15 protein-coding genes and 2 pseudogenes are annotated in these 18,414 nt (G+C 61.1%); 7 read left to right on the top strand and 10 right to left on the bottom strand.

From position 1 onward, the window contains the following. Positions 1 to 134: 134 nt before the first annotated feature. The 6 genes from ACFY9W_RS28255 to pyk form a co-directional block, all read right to left on the bottom strand. Positions 135 to 893, bottom strand: coding sequence for a TerC family protein (locus ACFY9W_RS28255; RefSeq protein WP_391137892.1), 759 nt, complete (start codon positions 891 to 893; stop codon positions 135 to 137). Between the two features lie 184 nt (positions 894 to 1,077). Further along, positions 1,078 to 2,601 carry a 2,3-bisphosphoglycerate-independent phosphoglycerate mutase gene (gene gpmI, locus ACFY9W_RS28250; protein ID WP_391137889.1) on the bottom strand — a complete coding sequence of 508 codons (1,524 nt, stop codon included), beginning with the start codon at positions 2,599 to 2,601 and terminating at the stop codon, positions 1,078 to 1,080. Positions 2,602 to 2,611: 10 nt separating this feature from the next. Further along, entirely contained in the window at positions 2,612 to 4,237 is a 1,626-nt protein-coding gene (locus ACFY9W_RS28245) for an aldehyde dehydrogenase family protein (protein ID WP_391137886.1), read from the bottom strand. Positions 4,238 to 4,288: 51 nt separating this feature from the next. Continuing rightward, positions 4,289 to 5,044 (bottom strand): triose-phosphate isomerase, encoded by a 756-nt coding sequence (gene tpiA, locus ACFY9W_RS28240; RefSeq protein ID WP_391137883.1) that lies wholly within the window; start codon positions 5,042 to 5,044, stop codon positions 4,289 to 4,291. Between the two features lie 15 nt (positions 5,045 to 5,059). Further along, a complete protein-coding gene (gene eno, locus ACFY9W_RS28235; RefSeq protein WP_391137880.1) occupies positions 5,060 to 6,499 on the bottom strand; it encodes a phosphopyruvate hydratase in 1,440 nt (479 codons plus the stop codon). Positions 6,500 to 6,518: 19 nt separating this feature from the next. Beyond that, positions 6,519 to 7,967 (bottom strand): pyruvate kinase, encoded by a 1,449-nt coding sequence (gene pyk / locus ACFY9W_RS28230; RefSeq protein ID WP_391137877.1) that lies wholly within the window; start codon positions 7,965 to 7,967, stop codon positions 6,519 to 6,521. A 375-nt stretch (positions 7,968 to 8,342) separates the two neighbouring features. Between pyk and ACFY9W_RS28225 the strand changes: the two genes are divergently transcribed. The 4 genes and pseudogenes from ACFY9W_RS28225 to ACFY9W_RS28210 all read left to right on the top strand — a co-directional run bounded on the left by ACFY9W_RS28225 (position 8,343) and on the right by ACFY9W_RS28210 (position 12,428). Beyond that, positions 8,343 to 9,641 (top strand): OprD family outer membrane porin, encoded by a 1,299-nt coding sequence (locus ACFY9W_RS28225; protein WP_391137873.1) that lies wholly within the window; start codon positions 8,343 to 8,345, stop codon positions 9,639 to 9,641. Between the two features lie 105 nt (positions 9,642 to 9,746). Beyond that, a pseudogene (locus ACFY9W_RS28220) lies at positions 9,747 to 10,514 on the top strand (MCP four helix bundle domain-containing protein); the annotation flags it as partial. Further along, positions 10,488 to 11,378, top strand: coding sequence for a methyl-accepting chemotaxis protein (locus tag ACFY9W_RS28215; protein WP_391137895.1), 891 nt, complete (start codon positions 10,488 to 10,490; stop codon positions 11,376 to 11,378). The pseudogene ACFY9W_RS28220 and the gene ACFY9W_RS28215, both read left to right, overlap by 27 nt. A 111-nt stretch (positions 11,379 to 11,489) precedes the next feature. Further along, a complete protein-coding gene (locus ACFY9W_RS28210) occupies positions 11,490 to 12,428 on the top strand; it encodes a GntR family transcriptional regulator (protein WP_391137870.1) in 939 nt (312 codons plus the stop codon). 6 nt (positions 12,429 to 12,434) lie between these two features. Here the strand turns inward: ACFY9W_RS28210 and ACFY9W_RS28205 are convergent, their stop codons facing one another. The 4 genes from ACFY9W_RS28205 to ACFY9W_RS28190 all read right to left on the bottom strand — a co-directional run bounded on the left by ACFY9W_RS28205 (position 12,435) and on the right by ACFY9W_RS28190 (position 16,620). After that, entirely contained in the window at positions 12,435 to 13,499 is a 1,065-nt protein-coding gene (locus ACFY9W_RS28205; protein ID WP_391137867.1) for an AbrB family transcriptional regulator, read from the bottom strand. Between the two features lie 7 nt (positions 13,500 to 13,506). Next, positions 13,507 to 14,142, bottom strand: coding sequence for a 3-oxo-tetronate 4-phosphate decarboxylase (otnC, locus tag ACFY9W_RS28200; protein ID WP_110639287.1), 636 nt, complete (start codon positions 14,140 to 14,142; stop codon positions 13,507 to 13,509). After that, on the bottom strand, positions 14,139 to 15,410 hold the full coding sequence (otnK, locus tag ACFY9W_RS28195) for a 3-oxo-tetronate kinase (protein WP_391137864.1): 1,272 nt from the start codon (positions 15,408 to 15,410) through the stop codon (positions 14,139 to 14,141). Before otnK ends, otnC begins: the two co-directional genes overlap by 4 nt. A 139-nt stretch (positions 15,411 to 15,549) precedes the next feature. After that, positions 15,550 to 16,620 (bottom strand): isocitrate/isopropylmalate family dehydrogenase, encoded by a 1,071-nt coding sequence (locus ACFY9W_RS28190; protein WP_391137861.1) that lies wholly within the window; start codon positions 16,618 to 16,620, stop codon positions 15,550 to 15,552. 226 nt (positions 16,621 to 16,846) lie between these two features. On the opposite strand from ACFY9W_RS28190, the gene rraA reads away from it, so the two are divergent. The 3 genes and pseudogenes from rraA to ACFY9W_RS28175 all read left to right on the top strand — a co-directional run. Then, a complete protein-coding gene (gene rraA, locus ACFY9W_RS28185; protein WP_391137857.1) occupies positions 16,847 to 17,338 on the top strand; it encodes a ribonuclease E activity regulator RraA in 492 nt (163 codons plus the stop codon). After that, positions 17,335 to 17,997: an aspartate/glutamate racemase family protein gene (locus ACFY9W_RS28180; protein WP_391137854.1), complete on the top strand. Its 663-nt coding sequence runs from the start codon at positions 17,335 to 17,337 to the stop codon at positions 17,995 to 17,997. The genes rraA and ACFY9W_RS28180 overlap by 4 nt, the downstream gene beginning before the upstream one ends. Before the next feature lie 206 nt (positions 17,998 to 18,203). Next, positions 18,204 to 18,414 (top strand): annotated as a pseudogene (locus ACFY9W_RS28175) (citrate transporter); the annotation flags it as partial.

Here is an 18,414-nt window from a genome sequence, read left to right as displayed (position 1 = left end):
GGTTTGTTGATGTGTTTGCTCGCACGAACATCATCCATCAAACCGGCGTTCTTGTTTCTGTCTTTCCCGGGATTCCGTGAAGAACCAAAAAAAAGGGCTGCAGTGCAGCCCCTTTTTTCGCCAGATGTAAGGACTCAGTCGGACTGGGCCAACTGATCACAATCACTTTCCGCCGTGGTTTTTTCACGGCGAGTGCGCATACGGATATTCAGCGCCTCCACGGCCAGCGAGAAGGCCATGGCGAAGTACACATAGCCCTTCGGAACATGAACGTCGAACGCTTCGGCGATCAATACGGTACCGACGACGACCAGGAAAGCCAGTGCCAGCATCTTCAGGCTTGGATGGCGTTCGATGAACGCGCTGATGCCACCTGCGGCCATCATCATCACCATCACCGCGACGATGATCGCTGCCACCATGACAGGTACGTTCGACACCATGCCCACTGCGGTGATGACCGAATCCAGCGAAAACACGATATCGATGATCGCGATCTGTATGATCGTGGCGATGAAGCCTCGGCCAATCCCGGCCGTTTCGCTGGCTTGTTCTTCTTCACCTTCCAGGCTCTGGAACATTTCCGTGCTGCTCTTGTACAGCAGGAACAGCCCGCCAAAGAACAGAATCAGATCACGACCGGAGATGCCCTGACCGAACACCTGAAACAGATCGCGGGTCAGTCCCATGATCCAGGTGATCGACAGCAGCAGCAGGATGCGGGTCACCATCGCCAGGGCCAGGCCGAAGAAGCGGGTGCGCGCACGCATATGCGGCGGCATGCGCCCGACCAGGATTGCAATCATGATGATGTTGTCGATGCCCAGAACAATCTCGAGGGCTGTGAGTGTAAAGAAGGCAACCCAGATCTCTGGGCTGGTAAGCCATTCCATATCGTGTACCTGTCAATGTAGAAGCCCGGCGCTGCGGGCAGGAGGATAAAAAAGGAGGCGGACCCGCTGGGGTACCGCCTCAAAGATGCGCAGTAGCGTCACCGTGGAGCACGTCATCGAGGGCATGGCAGGGTGACCAAACCACTGCCCGTTCATCGATGACCTGATGGTCCCTGTCGACCGATCAGTCAGTGAGCAGTGATCGACCCTCCATCTGTTCGGGTTTCGGGAGGGCCATCATCTGCAAGAGAGTAGGGGCAATGTCGCATAGCCGCCCATTCGCCAGACGGGTGTTGCGGGTGTCCCGGCCCACCAGGATCAGCGGTACCGGGTTCAACGTGTGCGAGGTGTGGGCCTGACCTGAGTCAGGGTCCATCATCTGCTCGACATTGCCGTGGTCGGCGGTAATCAGGCACTGGCCGTTGACCTTGAGAATGGCCTCCACCACCTGAGCCAGGCAGTCATCCAGTGCTTCAACGGCGCTGACGGCGGCGTCGAATGAACCGGTGTGGCCGACCATGTCGCCGTTGGCGTAATTGCACACCACCAGGTCGAAACGCTGGCTTTCGATGGCATCGACCAGTCGCTCGGTCAGCTCGGGGGCACTCATCTGCGGCTGCAGGTCATATGAGGCGACCGCAGGCGAGGGGATCAGGATCCGTTCTTCGCCATGGAAGGGCTGCTCCCGCCCGCCGTTGAAGAAGAATGTCACGTGGGCATATTTCTCGGTTTCGGCGATTCGCAGTTGGCGTTTGCCCAGGCCAGCCAGATATTCGCCCAGGCTGTTGGCGATTTCTTGCGGTGCGAATGCGCAAGGGCAGGGCAGGTCTTCGGCGTATCGGGTCAGGGTCAGCAACTGGCTTGCTGGCATCACCAGCGGGCGCTCGAAGCCATTGAAACCGGGCGCAATCAGTGCCTGGCTCAGTTGGCGAGCACGGTCCGGGCGGAAATTCATGAACAGCAGGGCATCCTCGGGCTGAACCGGCGCCGGCTCACCGATGATGGTCGCACTGACGAATTCGTCGCTCTCGTCCCGGGCATAGGCCTGGGCCAGTGCGGCGCTCGCCGACTCCGCATGGAACTCGGCTTGGCCCTGCACCATGGCACGGTAGGCTTTTTCCACCCTCGGCCAACGGTTGTCCCGATCCAGCGCGAAGTAGCGGCCTACGACAGTGGCAATACGGCCATGCCCCAGTTCGGCCAGCACCCCTTCCAGCGCCTGGATGGATTCAGCGGCGCACTTGGGGGGGGTGTCTCGCCCGTCGAGGTGCGCATGCACGAAGAACCGCTCCACCCCCAGTCCTACCAGGACTTTGCAGGTGGCCAGAATCTGGTCGATGTGGCTGTGCACACCGCCTGGCGACAGCAGCCCCATCAGGTGTACGGCGCCGCCGCGCTGCCGGGCCTGCTCCACCAGTTCAAGCAGGGCCGCATTGCGCGCGAACTCGCCACTGGCAATGGCCTGGTCGATGCGGGTCAGGCTCTGATACACCACGCGGCCCGCACCCAGGTTCATGTGCCCGACTTCGGAATTGCCCATCTGGCCTTCGGGCAGCCCCACGGCCAGGCCGCTGGTGGCGACCTGGCTGTTGGGGTAGTGCGCCAGCAGCGCATCCAGATTAGGTGTGCAGGCGGCGGCCAGGGCATTGGACTCGCGCGCCTCGCGCAAGCCGATGCCGTCAAGGATGATCAGTGCACGGGTGCTCATCGCCAGGCCCTCAGAAGATGTAGTCGGTGGTGAGGAAGGTCGACTCGCGGTTGCCGATGATCTTGCTGATCAGCTCCTTGTTGGCACCCTGGAACTTGGTGGCGACCAGCGTGCGGATGGAAAAGACCCGCAAGGCGTCATGCACCGACAAGGTGCCTTCGGCACTGTTCTTGCGACCGTTGAAGGGGTAGCTGTCCGGGCCGCGCTGGCATTGGGCGTTGATGTTGATTCGGCCGACCTGGTTGGCGAAGGCGTCCACCAGGCGCCCGACTTCAGCGCTGTCGTTGCCGAAGATGCTCAACTGCTGGCCGTAGTCCGAGTCGAGCACGTAGTCGATGACTTTATCCAGGTCACGGTACGGGACCACCGGGACGATAGGGCCGAACTGTTCTTCGTGGTACACGCGCATGTCGGCGCTGACCGGGTACAGCACCGCCGGGTAGAAGAACGAACCGCGAATGGCGCCACCGCCGGCATTGACGACCTTGGCACCCTTGGTTTCGGCATCGGCCACCAGGGTTGCCAGATAGTCGGTCTTGCCCGGCTCAGGCAGTGGTGTCAGCGCAACGCCTGGCTCCCAGGGCATGCCCGGCTTGAGGGCAGCAACCTTCTGATTGAATTTTTCGAGGAAGGCGTCAACCACGTCCTCGTGTACGAACAGGATCTTCAACGCCGTGCAGCGTTGACCGTTGAACGACAGTGCGCCGGTGACTGCTTCTTCCACGGCATTGTCGAGATCGACCTGAGGCAGCACGATGCCAGGGTTCTTCGCATCCAGCCCCAGGGCGGCGCGCAGGCGGTGCGGGCGGGGGTGCAGCTTTTTAAGGTCGCTGGCTGCCTTGTGGGTGCCGATGAAGGCGAAAACGTCGATCTTGCCGCTGGCCATCAGGGCGCTGACCGTTTCCCGGCCGCTGCCGTAGATCACGTTGATCACACCGGCCGGGAAGCTGTCGCGGAACGCCTCGAGCAGCGGACGGATCAGCAGCACACCGAACTTGGCCGGCTTGAAGACCACGGTGTTGCCCATGATCAATGCCGGGATCAGCGTGGTGAACGTTTCGTTCAGTGGGTAGTTGTAAGGGCCCATGCACAGCGTAACGCCCAGCGGCACGCGGCGAATCTGGCCCAGGGTGCCCTGCTCCAGCTCAAAGCGGCTGGAGCGGCGGTCGAGGTCTTTCAGGGCGTTGATGGTGTCGACGATGTAGTCGCACGTACGGTCGAACTCTTTTTCGGAGTCCTTGAGGTTCTTGCCGATTTCCCACATCAGCAGCTTGACCACCGCCTCGCGCTGTTTGCGCATGCTGGCGAGGAAGGTTTCGACATGCTGGATGCGCTCGGCCACGCGCATGGTCGGCCAGGCGCCCTGGCCGTTGTCGTAGGCCTTGACCGCCGCATCCAGCGCGACCAGTGCGGTGTTGGCGTCCAGCAAAGGCGCGCTGCCCAGTACCACCTGGCGATCTTCGCCAGCGTCCGTCAGGTAGACCGGACTGCGTACAGTCACTACAGGGCCGCCCCAGTGACGCAGTTGGCCATCCACCAGGTACTCGCGCTGTTCGATCGGCTCGCCAAGTCTATAAGCTTCGGGTACTTGCTCGGTGGTGGGGAAGAGGGTGCCGAGAGGGGAAATCGTATTCATGCTTCTACCTTTTTATGTTTCTTGTCTGAGGCGCACTTTGCGCGGGGGATGTCAGGCTTGGGCAGCTTTGCAAATCGCGCCGAAAGCTGCAGGATCCAACGAAGCGCCACCGATCAGCCCGCCGTCGATATCGGCTTGCTCGAACAGCTGCGCGGCGTTGTCGGCCTTTACGCTGCCGCCGTAGAGCAGAGGTATGTCAGCGGCAGCCACGGGATCGTGCTCGGCCAGCAGTTCACGGATGTAGCGATGGACCGCCTGGGCCTGGGCGGGCGTTGCGGTTTCGCCCGTGCCGATTGCCCATACCGGCTCGTAGGCGATAACGCCCCGCGCCAGATTTGCGATACCCACCTGATGCAGGACGGTGCGCAGCTGGGCGCCGATCACGGCGTTGGTGTTGCCGGCACGGCGCTGGTGGATGGTTTCGCCCAGGCACAGTACCGGGACCAGGTTCGCGCGCAGCGCCGCTTCGAACTTCATGGCGACCAGCGCATCGGTTTCGCCATACAGGCTGCGGCGCTCGGAGTGGCCAACCAGTGCGTAGTTGCAACCCAGGTCCGCGAGCATTTCTCCGCTGACTTCTCCGGTGAAGGCACCTTCAGTGCGCTCGCTCAGATTCTGCGCTCCAAGGGCGACCGAGGTTTCGCCCAGCAGGTCGCAAACCTGAGCCAGGTAAGGCAGCGGTGGGCAAATGGCAATTTGCACGCCCTCCAGCCCCTGCAGTGCGGGCAAGAGTCCACTGATCAACTGGGCGTTCGCGGTGCGAGTGCCGTGCATTTTCCAGTTGGCGATTACAAGTTTTTCGTTCATCTGCGATCTCCTGCGTCAGCCACGGTCTGCGAGCAGCGCTGCGGCGCAGTAGGGCGCCTCGCCAGTCAGGGCTTCTTCGATGCGTAGCAGCCGGTTGTATTTGCCTACACGGTCGGAACGGCACAGCGAGCCAGTCTTGATCTGCCCGGCCCGGGTGCCCACCGCAAGGTCGGCGATGGTGGTGTCTTCGGTTTCACCAGAACGGTGAGAAATCACCGCGTTGTAGCCGGCCTGTTGGGCGAGGCGAATGGCATCGAGGGTTTCGCTGAGCGTGCCGATCTGGTTGTACTTGATCAGGATGGCGTTGCCGACGCCCTGGGCGATACCCTCGCGCAGGATCGACGGATTGGTGACGAACAGGTCATCACCCACCAATTGCGTGCGCTCGCCCAGCGCCTGGGTCAGCAGTGCCCAGCCCTGCCAGTCGCTTTCATCCATGCCGTCTTCGATCGACAGAATCGGGTACCGGTCGCGCAACTGGCCCAGGTACTCGGTGAAGCCGGCGCTGGAGAAGCGTTTGTTCTCCCCGGCCAGTACGTACTCACCGTCTTCGAAGAATTCGGAGGCCGCACAATCCAGCGCCATGCTGATATCGACGCCCACCAGATAGCCAGCTCGCTCAATGGCCTCCCGGATCACCACCAACGCCTGCTCGTTGGAGTCGAGCGATGGTGCGAAGCCACCCTCGTCGCCCACTGCGGTATTCAGGCCGCGTTCGGACAGGACTTTCTTCAGGGTATGGAACACTTCGGCGCCCATGCGCAGTGCTTCGCGGAAGCTCGTAGCACCAATCGGCTGAATCATGAACTCCTGAATGTCGACATTATTGTCGGCGTGTTCGCCGCCGTTGATGATGTTCATCATCGGTACTGGCATGCTGAACTGGCCGGGGGTGCCGTGTAGCGCGGCGAAGTACTCGTACAGTTCCTGGCCGTTGAACTGAGCGGCAGCTTTGGCAGTGGCCAGGGAAACCGCCAGAATGGCATTGGCCCCAAGCTTGCCTTTGTTCTCTGTACTGTCCAGGTCTATCAGCGCTTGGTCGATAGCGCGCTGATTGCGGGCATTCATGCCGCGCAGGTGGTCAGCGATGGTCAGGTTGATGTGCCCGACGGCGTTCAACACGCCTTTGCCGTGATAGCGTTTGCCGCCATCACGCAGTTCAAGCGCTTCCCGGCTGCCGGTCGATGCGCCCGACGGCACGCTCGCTACGCCTCGTTGGCCACCGACGAGCGTCACCTGTGCTTCCACCGTAGGGTTGCCACGCGAATCCAGGATTTCGCGGGCGATGATCTGGGCGATGCTGGCGTCGTTATCTGTCACGGTGGCGGTCTCTTGTGCGCTGGCGATGGCAAGCAGTTCCTGCTGCTCTGCGTATTGCTGGCGGATATCGAAGTCACGCGGCCATGCATCCTCGGCCGGGTGATCCTGTGCAGCGTCTTGTCTCGACTGGCTCATATGCGCAACATCCTCCTGCTCAGCGGATTTCGTCGCCTACGCGTAACACGCGCAAGGTGTTGGTACCGCCTTGGGCGTGGGCGTGATCGCCTTGCGTAATCAGCACGTGGTCACCGGCGCTGACCACACCTTTTTCGACCAAGGCCTCGACAGCTCGCTGATGCACTTGCTCGAACGACAGGTGTTCGGTGCGCAATGGCAGAGTCTGCACGCCTCGGAACAAGGCGACGCGGGTCTGCGTGCGCGGATTGTCGGAGCAGGCGTAGATCGGCAGGTGCGAACGGATACGCGACATCAGGCGCGGGGTGTCGCCGCTTTCCGTCAGGCTGATGATGGCCTTGACGCCGTTCAGGTGGTTGGCGGCGTACATCGCTGACAGCGCGATGGTCTCGTCGATGCGCTGGAACACTTCGTCCATGCGGTGCTTGGAGCGCTGGGCCTGAGGGTGGCGCTCGGCGCCGGCAATGATGCGCACCATCGCTTCTACCGTCTGCACCGGGTAAGCGCCGGCAGCCGTCTCGGCAGACAGCATCACGGCGTCGGTGCCGTCGAGCACGGCGTTCGCCACATCGAACACTTCGGCTCGGGTGGGCATGGATTGGGTGATCATGGTTTCCATCATCTGGGTCGCGGTGATCACGACTCGATTGAGCGAGCGCGCGCGGTCGATGATCAGCTTTTGCACCGCTACCAGTTCGGCATCACCAATTTCCACACCCAGGTCGCCGCGGGCCACCATCACGCCTTCGGAGGCTTCGATGATGGCATCGAGTACCTGACGATCAGCAACCGTTTCCGCGCGTTCGATCTTGGCGATCAGGCCCGCTTCACCGCCGGCTTCCAGCAGGAGCCGGCGGGCAAGGTGCATGTCCGCAGCATCGCGAGGGAACGACACGGCCAGATAATCCACTTGCATCATGGCTGCGGTGCGAATGTCTTCGCGATCCTTGTCTGTCAACGCCGATGCTGAAAGACCACCGCCTTTGCGGTTGATGCCCTTGTTGTTGGACAGTGCGCCGCCAATCAGTACCTCACAGACCAGGTGATGGGCGTGGGCTTCCAGCACCTGCAATTCGATTCGCCCGTCGTCGAGCAGCAGGATATCACCCGCATTGCTGTCGTTGATCAGGGCCTCATAGTCGATACCGACCGCTTCGGCGGTGCCGGCGTGCTTGTCCATTTTCGCGTCGAGGATGAAGCGCTGACCCTTTTCCACCCACACCTTGCCTTCGGCGAAGCGGGCAATACGGATCTTCGGGCCTTGCAGGTCAGCCAGGATCGCCACGAAGCGGCCATGCTTGCGCGCCATCTCGCGTACCCGCTCGGCCCTGGCCAGGTGCTCGTCAGCCGAACCATGCGAGAAATTCAGGCGCACGACATCCACTCCGGCTTTGATCAGGCCCTCGATCGCTTCTGGCGACTCGGTGGCAGGTCCAAGGGTGGCAACTATTTTTGTTCTTCGCTGCATGGCTCAGATTCCTTTAAAGCGTACTTGTATGTGTAAAAAGGCAATCATAACAATCACATGGCGGCCCGCTCCAACCGGGCACGAAACTCAGCTCTCACAGCTTTATTACGAAATAAAGCGGCATCGAGTGGCTGCCCGGGCAGCCATGGAAGGTGGTTTGTCTGCTGAAGAAAGATTGGCATATTGACACTTACAAATGCAATGTTATTTTTGGGGCTCGTCGCACGGGCGAGCGGTCCTTTCTGGCACTGCCTGCCAGCGCCTTCCCCGTGTCGAGGTTGCGTCCGCGTGGCGCATGGCTTGTTTAGATCCACAACAAAAAAGCCCGGCAATGGCAGGCATGGGCACCAATTTCTAAACCAGGAAAATTTGAAGATGCATCCAGTAACCCAGGGTTTCACCGCGCTTGCCGTCTCGCTTGCCTGCGCCATGGCGCAAGCTTCGGAGCAGTCAGAATCAGAGGGTTTCATCGAGGGCAGCAGCCTTCGTTTGCTCAACCGCAACTTCTACTTCAATCGCGACTTCCGTGACGCCGCCCCCGGGGACCAGAGTTATCGGGAGGAGTGGGCGCACGGCATCATGGCGTTCTACGAGTCGGGGTTCACTCAAGGCACTGTGGGCTTCGGCGTGGATGCCTTCGGGCTGCTGGGGCTCAAGCTGGACAGTGGGCGGGGGCGCTCAGGCGCAGGCCTGTTGCCGGTAGACGGCGATGATCGGCCTGAGGATGACTATTCCAGTGCTGGCGCTGCTGTGAAGGTGCGTGTGTCCAATACCGAATTGCGTTATGGCAACATGCGTACTGAAGCCCCCGTTTTCGCAACCGGCGATTCCCGCTTGTTGCCCGAGACGGCGACAGGCTTGTTGCTGCAGAGCAAGGAGATCGAAGACCTTGACCTGCAGGCTGGTCATTTCACTGCTTACAAGCTACGTAACTCGAGCAATCAGGACGGCGATCTCTACCTCAACTATGGTGAGGGACGCATAGGGCGATCCATCGATTTCGTCGGTGGGACCTACGCGCTCAGCAAGCAGCTCAGCGCCAGCTTGTACGCGTCGGATTTCGAGGAGACCTGGCATCAGTATTACGGCAACCTGAATTATGTGCTGCCACTGACCGATACCCAGGCACTGGACTTCGATGCAAACCTCTATCGAACCCGCGACAGCGGCAAAGCCCTGCAGGGCGAAATCGACAACACCACCTACAGCCTTGCACTGGGTTACACCTTCGGCGCCCACAAGCTGACACTCGCCCACCAGCAGGTCGACGGCGACACGCCGTTCGACTTCGTCGGGGGTGATTCGATCTTCCTCTCGAACTCGGTCAACTACTCTGACTTCAACGGCGCCAACGAGCGCTCCTGGCAGGTACGTTACGACCTGGATTTCGCCGGTTACGGTGTACCAGGCTTGAAGTTTTCTGCCCGCTACGTCCGGGGTGACCACATCGATGGCAGCAAGGCCGACCCTTTCGGGGGGTACGCGGGGCTGCAGGGGGAGGACGGCAAACATTGGGAGCGTAACCTCGATCTGCGCTATGTCGTGCAGTCCGGCGCGGCCAAAGACCTCTCGCTGCGCCTGCGCCATACCACGCACCGGGCCAACGAGGCCCAGGCTGAGGGGAACGTGGATGAAGTTCGGGTAATCGTGGAATACCCGCTCGAGCTGCTCTGACTCATCTGATGGGGAGTCGATCGATACCAGGGCTGCGTGCAGGCCTGGTATCGGCTCAGGCTGCCGCAGTTCAATCCAGCCGCGAATCAAGGATTACACAGTTTGATGAATGTCAGAATGATTGCAGTAGGGCCACGGGCTGCCCTCGGATTTGCCTGCCTGGCACTCCTGAGCGCCTTGCTGGGCGCTTTTGCGCTCCAGCAGATCCATGAGGTTCAGGCCGAAGCGCTCGATATCAAGGACAATTGGCTTCAGCGGGTGCGGGCGTTGGGTACTGCCAACGCGGCCCTCAATCGATACCGAATGGGATCCATGCAACACATTTTGTCGGTCAGCCCTGAGCAGATGCAGACTTACGAAGAGCGTACGGCGGGCCGGTTGCAGCAGGTTCGGGAGCAGATGCAGCGTTATGCGCAGTTATTGCAGACCGATCAGGAACGCCAGGGGATGCAGGCATTCGTTCATAGCCTCGAGGTGTATGCCAAACACCATGATGCCCTGCTGGCAGTGTCCCGTACCGGAGACAAGGCCGGAGCGCGTGCCTACCTGATGTCCGTGCGTGATGCCTATGACCAGATGACACGCGAGTTCGATGCCCTGATCGAGCAGGCGGACGCCGGTGCCCGACAGGCCAGTCTGAGGTCCGAGGCCGCCTATGCCCGCGCGGTGAAAGGGGTTCTCCTGGTGCTGCTGCTGGTTTGCGTATGCACCATATTGATTGCCTGGTTGCTCACCAGGAGCATCACCACGCCCCTCAGGTACGCGCTTCAGGTCGCCGAGAGGATCGCCAGGTCCGATTTGACGCAGGCCATCGTGCCAACCGGCAATGACGAGGCGACCCGGCTGATGCAAGCACTGCAGCACATGCAATCGAGCCTGCAGCAGACGCTGCGGCAAATTGACGGATCCTCCACCCAATTGGCTGCGGCCGCCGAAGAGTTGACCGCAGTTACCGAAGAGGGCCGCCGGGACAACCAGTTGCAGCACGCTGAAATCGAGCAGGCGGCGACGGCGGTGACCCAGATGACCAGTGCCACCGAAGAGGTGGCGCACAATGCGGCGCAGGCCTCGCAGCTTACCCGCGACGCGCGGGAGACAGCGCTCGCGGGCAAGCACAAGATGGACGATGCGTTGCTGTCGCTCAATGAATTGATACGCGAAGTGCTGGCCAGTGCCGATCAGGTGCAGGGCTTGAGTGAGGCGGCGCAGGGTATTGGTCGGGTGCTGGATGTGATTCGCACCATCGCCGAGCAAACCAACTTGCTGGCTCTCAATGCTGCCATCGAGGCCGCACGGGCAGGCGAGGCAGGGCGTGGGTTCGCGGTGGTTGCCGACGAAGTTCGCGGCCTGGCTCATCGCACGGCGCAATCGACACGCGAGATCGAGTCCATGATCACTGCCATGCAACAGGAAACCAGCATTGCGGTGCACACCATGCACGCGAGCACGAGCCGTACGCAGGAGACCTTGGCTTTGGCCGAAGCTGCAAGCATGGCGCTGCAGACGTTGCTCTCGAGCAGCGAGCAAATCAACGAGCGAAACCAGGTTATCAGCAGTGCAGCAGCCGAGCAGACGGAAGTGGCCAGAAGCACCGACCGTAACCTGTTGGCGATTCAGGAATTGTCCGTGCAGACATCTGCAGGTGCTTTGCAGACTTGCGCGGCAAGCCAGTCGCTTGCACGTCTTGCCCTTGAGCTCAGTGATCTGGTGCGACAATTTCGCATGATTGCCCACTGACGCGGACCTGACGAAGCGCTGGCAACTTCGCGTATACTTGCACTTGTTGGCGCCGATAATCAATGAATTGGTCGCCGCTTATCCAGGCTTCTTCACTTTTGGTTCATTGCTATGGCATCCAGCACCCTCGTCCAGCGTATCGTTTTCGACATCAGGCACAAGATCCAGCTTGGCGATATCAGTACCGGCTCCCATTTGAGCGCGCAGAAAGTCGCCGATGACTTTCATGTCTCGCGCTCTCCAGCCCGTGAGGCGCTGACCGTGCTGGCTGAACAGGGCGTGCTGGAGCAGTTTCCGAATCGCGGTTTCTTCGTGATCGGCATTCCGGAAGGTGCCGGCGAAGCACTCGACGAGATCACGGCCAACGAAGAACCGCCGGAGTACTACAAGCTTTCCGAAGACTGGCTGAACGACGCGATACCCGCTGAGGTCACCGAAAAGTACCTGCGCGAACGCTACGATCTGACCAAGTTCCAGGTCATCGACATCCTTAACCGTGCGGCCAAGGTCGGCTGGGCGGAGCCCAAGCCCGGCTACGGCTGGCGGTTTCTGGATGTGGCGAAAACCCCCGAGACGCTGCAGCAGATCTACAAGGTCCGTTCCCTGATTGAACCGGCGGCACTGCTGGAAAGCGATTTTCACTACGACCTGGAAGTGCTGCGACGGTTGAAGAAGGAGCAGAAAGACCTGCTTTCGGGTGGCATCGACACGCTGCCAGCCGATGTCCTGCTCAAGTCTGGCATTCGTTTCCACGAGGACTTGATCAAGCTGTCTGGCAACCCGCTGTATCACATGATTCTCAAGCAGTTGAACAATATGCGGCGGTTGCTCGAGTACCGCTCCATGATCGACCGCAAGCGCTTGTATACCCAGTGCGCCGAGCACTTGCGGATGATCGAACTGGTGGAAGAGGGGAATAACCTGGAGGCAGCGCACCTGATGAAGCGCCACCTCAGTGGTTCGTTCGCGCGCAAATCGCCCATCCTCGAGCTGCGTCGGGCAGGGCAGTCGCCAGCCCAACAGCTCGAAAGCGAAGTGCCTGCGCTCTAGAGCGGCTCAGTCAGCATCCTCTGGCTGCTCGGCAGCAATCCTCGGGTTCTGGCGCGCCAGCCAGAACTTGAGGACAGGCTCGGCGCACAGCATCACGACTACCAGGCGCATGATCTGCATCGCCGTGACCATGCCCGCGCCTAGGTGCAGGGCTTCGGCCGTCAGATACATCTCGGTGCTGCTGCCAGGCATCATGCCCAGTGCCAGCGACAACACTGGCATGCTGGTCAACCAGCCAAACCCCCAGGCGAACAGAAAGGTGCTGGCGATCATCGACAGGGTGAATACCACCACTTTGACCAGGTACAGCGGCGAGCGGCGGAAGAAGCCGCGGTCGAAGAAGCTGCCCAAGGCGCAACCGATCATCAGCTGGCCATATTGGCTGAGCTCAACCGGCAGGGCTGTGCGCAGGTCGAACGTTGCCGTCACGGCTGCACACAGGGCCATGGGGCCGAACATCCAGGGGTTGGGCAGGCCCAGGCGCTTCCACAGCAGCGCCACCAGTGCGCCGCCTGCGAGCATTGGCCCGAGCCACTGCCACTCGGCTGGCGGCCGCGGCTCCACGGCTCCAGGGCTCATGTGCATCAGCAGGAACATCGCCGGCGGCACGCTGAGCACGATCAGCACCAGGCGAATGCTGTGCGCGGCAGCGATCTGGCTGACGTCGGCGCGATAGCGCATACCCAGCTGGATCATCTCGGCGAAGTTGGCCGGCATGAAGGCGAAATAGGCAGTGGTCAAGTCCATACCCTGCCGGCGCATCACGGCGATACCGATCAGTGCCAGCACCAAGGTCAGGAACGCTGCGGTGAGCATCATGGGGAAATGACTGGCGATCTCCTGCAATACCGGCTGGGTGAAATGCAGGCCGATGGACGTAGCGATCATCCATTGACCTGATTTTCGTCCATTGGGTATTTCGGCGATCAGCCACCCGCCGCAGCGCACGAAGATCACCGCCAGCATCGAGCCGATGATCCAGGGCAGTGGCCAGTGCGCTGCACTGGCAAGCAGTGCGCCGACGATGCCTACCAGGGGGGTGGCCCACCAGGTTTTCAGGCTTGCAAGCATGGGCTCTTCACTTCAGTGGATAAAGGCGTCGCAGTTCGGCGATCTGCTCGGGGGTCAGCGTCTTGAACTTGTGCTGGAAGATCAGCAGGAACAGTTGCGCCGTTGCCTCGAGTTCTTCGGTGGCATCGACAGCCGCGTTCAGGTCGCTGCCGGCCACCACCGGGCCATGATGCGCAAGGAGCATGGCGTGGTGTTTGCTGGAGAATGACCGCACCGCTTCGGCCAGGGCCGGATCGCCCGGGGCGTAGTACGGCACCAGCGGCAACTTGCCGACGCGCATGGCGTAGTAGGCCGTGATGGCGGGCAACAGATCATCGGGGTCCAGGCCATCGAGTACCGAAACGGCCACCGAGTGTGTGGAGTGCAGATGCACCACGGCGCCGCTGGTGGGGCGCTCCTGATACATCGCCAAGTGCAGCATGAGCTCTTTGGAGGGCTTGTCGCCACTGATGTGCCGGCCGTCCCAGTCAAGTTTGGTCAGGCGTGCCGGATCCAGTCGGCCCAAGGAAGAACCGGTAGGTGTGAGCAACCAGCCATCGTCCAGGCGCACGCTGATGTTGCCGGTGCCTCCATGAGTCAGGCCACGGTCATACATGGACTTGCCCAGCAGAACGATCTGTTCCCGTTCCTTGTTCTCGTTCATGGCGCTACCTCCAACGCTTTGCTGAAGAAGTCACGGGTACCGAAGTTGCCGGATTTGAGCGCCAGTGCCACTGGGCGTTGGCCCAGGCCCAGGGTCCATGGCACACCCGGATCGATCGATGCGCCGATGCGCAGCGCTTCAACGCCCAGCGCTTTCACCACGGCGCCGGATGTTTCGCCACCCGCCACAACAAAGGTGTTGACGCCCAGATCCTGCAAGCCCAAGGCAGTTTGCGCAAGCGCGTGTTCCACAATCTCGCCAGCGGCAGCGACGCCCAGGCGTGCCTGCACGGCTTTGACGGCTTCGGGCCTGGCGCTGGCGTAAATCAGCACCGGCCCTTGCGGCAGCAGCGGGCGCGCCCACTCCAGTGCTTCGCTGACCTGGTCATGGCCGTCAGCCAGGCGCAGCGGGTCGAAGGCAAAGCTTGGGCGACCACTCTGCTGCCAGTGTTCAACCTGGCCATTGGTGGCCACCGAGCAACTGCCGGACAGTACAGCCGAGAGACCGTCGACAGGCGGCAGATCGGCGGCGGATGAGGCATCCGGCAGGAGCCCGGCGCGCTTGAAGTTGTCCGGCAGGCCAATGGCCACGCCCGAACCGCCGGTGATCAACACGTGGTCAGCCGCCGCTTCGCCGATCACTTTGAGGTCCAGGTTGCTGGTGGCATCGACGATGGCGTAGCCGCAGCCTTCTGCCTGGGCATTGGAGAATGCCTGGCGCACAGCGCCGGTGCCCTGGTTGACGATGGTGTGAGGCACCAGGCCTACCTTGCGAGAAGTCTGCTGCTGCAGCACGCGCACCAGGTTGGCGTCAGTCATGGGCGTCAACGGGTGGTTGCGCATGCCCGATTCGCTGAGCAGTACATCGCCGACGAACAGGTAGCCGTTGAACAGCGTGCGCTGGTTCTCGGGGAAGGCAGGGCAGGCCAGGGCGAATGGGGTGTCCAGGGCATCGAGCAGGGCGTCGGCGACGGGGCCGATGTTGCCTTGGGCGGTTGAATCGAACGTGGAGCAGTACTTGAAGAAGAACTGGCGGCAACCGGCTTGTTTGAGCCAGGCGAGGGCAGCCAGCGATTCCTCCACCGCTTCAGTAGCGGGAAGGGTACGGGATTTGAGGGCGATGACCACGGCGTCGACATCTGCGTCGATCGGGCCTTCAGGCACGCCGATTACCTGCAGGGTGCGCATGCCGCCACGGACCAGCATGCTGGCAAGGTCGGTGCCACCGGTGAAGTCGTCGGCGATGCAGCCGAGTAGAGGTTGGTTCACGGCCGGGTACTCCAGTCAGACGGGGATGGCGCTCCTGTTGGGAGCGGGCTTGCCCGCGATGGCGTCAATCTCGACCCGCAGATGGCGGGCAAGCTGACGACAGCGCGGGCAAGCTTCTGCTTCAGGGCTGGTGTGTCGATCAGCCAGCGATGACGGCGGCGACGGCCTCGCCAAAGGCGCGGCAACCCAGCTTGCCACCCAGGTCGGCGGTGCGCTTGGCCGGGTCTTCCAGCACGGCGTCGACCGCTTGCTCCATGGCCTTGCCAGCTTCGCCCAGTGCAGGCTTGGCATGCTGCTCACCCATCCACTGCAGCAGCATCGCGACCGACAGGATCATCGAAACCGGGTTCGCCTTGTCCTGGCCGGCGATGTCCGGGGCCGAACCGTGTTGGGCTTGTGCGCAGCAGTGGATATCGCTGTGCATGGTGGAGCCGGCCAGGCCGAGGCTGCCGGACAGCTCGCTGGCCAGGTCGCTGATGATGTCGCCGTAGAAGTTGGTGGCGACCAGAACGTCGAAGCGCTCCGGGCTGCGCACCAGGTGGGCGGTGGAGGCGTCAACCAGCAGGTCGTCGAGTTTGACTTCCGGGAAGTCCTTGGCAACGTTGCGTACGCACTCCAGGAACAGGCCGTCGGTCATGTGGAAACTGTTGGCCTTGTGGATGGCGGTGACCTTGCGGTTGCGCTTCATTGCCAGTTCGAAGGCGCGGCGGGCGATACGCTCGCTGCAGTGGCGGGTAATCTTGCGGGTCGACAGCGCCATGTCCGGGGAAGGCATCACTTCGCCCCAGCCGCGAGACATGTTGCGGTCCGGATAGAAACCTTCAGTTGCTTCGCGCATGATCACCAGGTCCATGCTCTTGCCTGGTTTCATGTTCGATTCAATGAACGGGCGGGTGCGCGCCGGGCGAACGTTGGCATACAGGTCAAGGCCAATGCGGAAACCAGCCGAGACGTTACGGCCGCCTTTTTCCGGTGCCGGGTAATCAGCATGGGATTGCGTGCCCAGGATGATGCCGTCGTAGGTCTTGGCCTTTTCCAGCACCTCGTCACGCAGGGTGGTGCCGTACTTTTCCAGGCTGACGAAGCCGACGTCGTCATAATCGAAGCTCAGGCCCAGGTCGAATTTCTTGTTGACGGCCTGCAGTGCCGACATCGAGGACTCGACGATTTCAGGACCGATACCATCGCAGGGAAGAACCAGAATACGCATCACACTCTCCTAAGCATTTTTGTTCGTAGATGAAGCGGCTCGTCGTCAGCGCCACAGGGTGTACGTTAAAGCGACGAAGTACAATCATCGGAGCGATCGACTGTCGTCCGACCGATGCTGTCTCCGGTAGCAGCTCTCGCTGGTGATCCGGGCGCTTTGCATTTTATTGCATGTAAAACCAATTTATGCAACATTTGTTTTGTCTACGACCAACGGAGTGACTGCGGTGAGTATCAAGACGACTGATCTGTGCGACGAATTCGGCGCCAGGGCAAAGGTGCTGTTGCCGATTTTCCAGGATCTGGGGGGGCAGGCAGGCTTTCAAGGCCGCGCTGTTACCGTGAAATGCTTCGAGGACAACTCGCGTATCAAGGAGTTGAGTACCACCCCCGGCGCGGGCAAGGTGCTGGTGATCGATGGCGGGGGCAGTGACCGTTGCGCCCTGTTCGGCGATCATATCGCTGAAGATCTGCTGCGCCACGGCTGGGCGGGTGTGCTGGTCTATGGTTACGTACGTGACAAGGCTGTATTGCGTACCTTGCCGATTGCCATCAAGGCGCTGGGCGTGACCCCCGCAAAGTCGACCAAGCGCAATGAAGGCCAGCTAGGTCTGAGTGTGACCATTGCCGGCCAGGTGATTGCTGAAGGCGATCAATTGTTTGCCGACGAGGATGGTGTACTGGTGCTCGATGCGCCGTTCGAAGAGGGGGCAGCATGATGGCGGCGAAACGTGTTTTTCTGATACATGCCACCCCCGTGGCGGTCGCGCCGATCAACGACGCCTTTGCGCGGCTGTGGCCAGAAGCCGAACTGTGCAACTTGCTGGAAGATTCCCTCTCGCGTGATCTGCGCAGCGCAGGCTCCGTCACCGAGCCGCTCAAGCATCGGTTCCTTGAACTGGCGCGGTATGCGCGCGGAGCAGGGGCTGATGGCATCCTGTTTACATGTTCGGCATTCGGCGAGGCGATCGATGCCTGCAAGAAGGGCATGGATATACCCGTTCTGAAACCCAACGAAGCGATGCTCGAAGAAGCATTGGAGCATGGTGAGCGGGTAGTGTTGCTGGCAACCTTCCCTCCGGCAATCGATTCGATGACAGAGGAGTTGATCGCGGCTGCCAGTGCTCAGGGCAAGCAAGTCCAGTTGCAGCATGCCGTCAGCCCGGCTGCCATCGAAGCCCTCCATCAAGGGGATCATGCCAGGCATGACCGACTGATTGGCGAGATGATCTCGCCGCTTGCCGATGCCGATGTCATCTGTTTCGCCCAGTTCTCGATGACCTCTGCGGCCAGCGGCTGCGCTGAGCTTACAGACACTCCAATTCTGACGACGCCAGACAGCGCGGTGCTCAAGATGAAGCGACTACTCGATGCTTAGGCAGGCTCATTTGCGCTTGTAGATGCTCAGGTGCACGTTGGTATTTTTCAAGTTCGACCGGGGGTGCGCAGGGTGAATCTGCCTGGCATGCCTGGTCGCGCTGAAGGCGGTTCAGGCACTGCCGGCGTTTTTCACCGCCGACCCAGACGCGACATTCACGGCGTAGACACACAACAATAATTGTATTTCAAGTCAAGGTGGTACAAATGCTGTCGTTCCTCGGATATGGCATGATCGTGACCTTCATGGCCCTGATCATGACCAAGCGCCTGTCACCTCTGGTGGCCATGACCACGGTGCCGATCCTTTTCGCGCTGATCGGGGGCTTTGGCCCGGACATGGGCGACATGATGATCGAAGGCCTGCGCAAGGTCGCGCCAACGGCCATCATGGTGATGTTCGCCATTCTCTACTTCG

The sequence above is a fragment of the Pseudomonas sp. NPDC008258 genome, from assembly GCF_042956345.1.
Taxonomy (GTDB): domain Bacteria; phylum Pseudomonadota; class Gammaproteobacteria; order Pseudomonadales; family Pseudomonadaceae; genus Aquipseudomonas.
The sequence above is the reverse complement of the archived record's forward strand: the minus strand, read 5'-3'. Positions and strand labels throughout refer to the sequence as shown.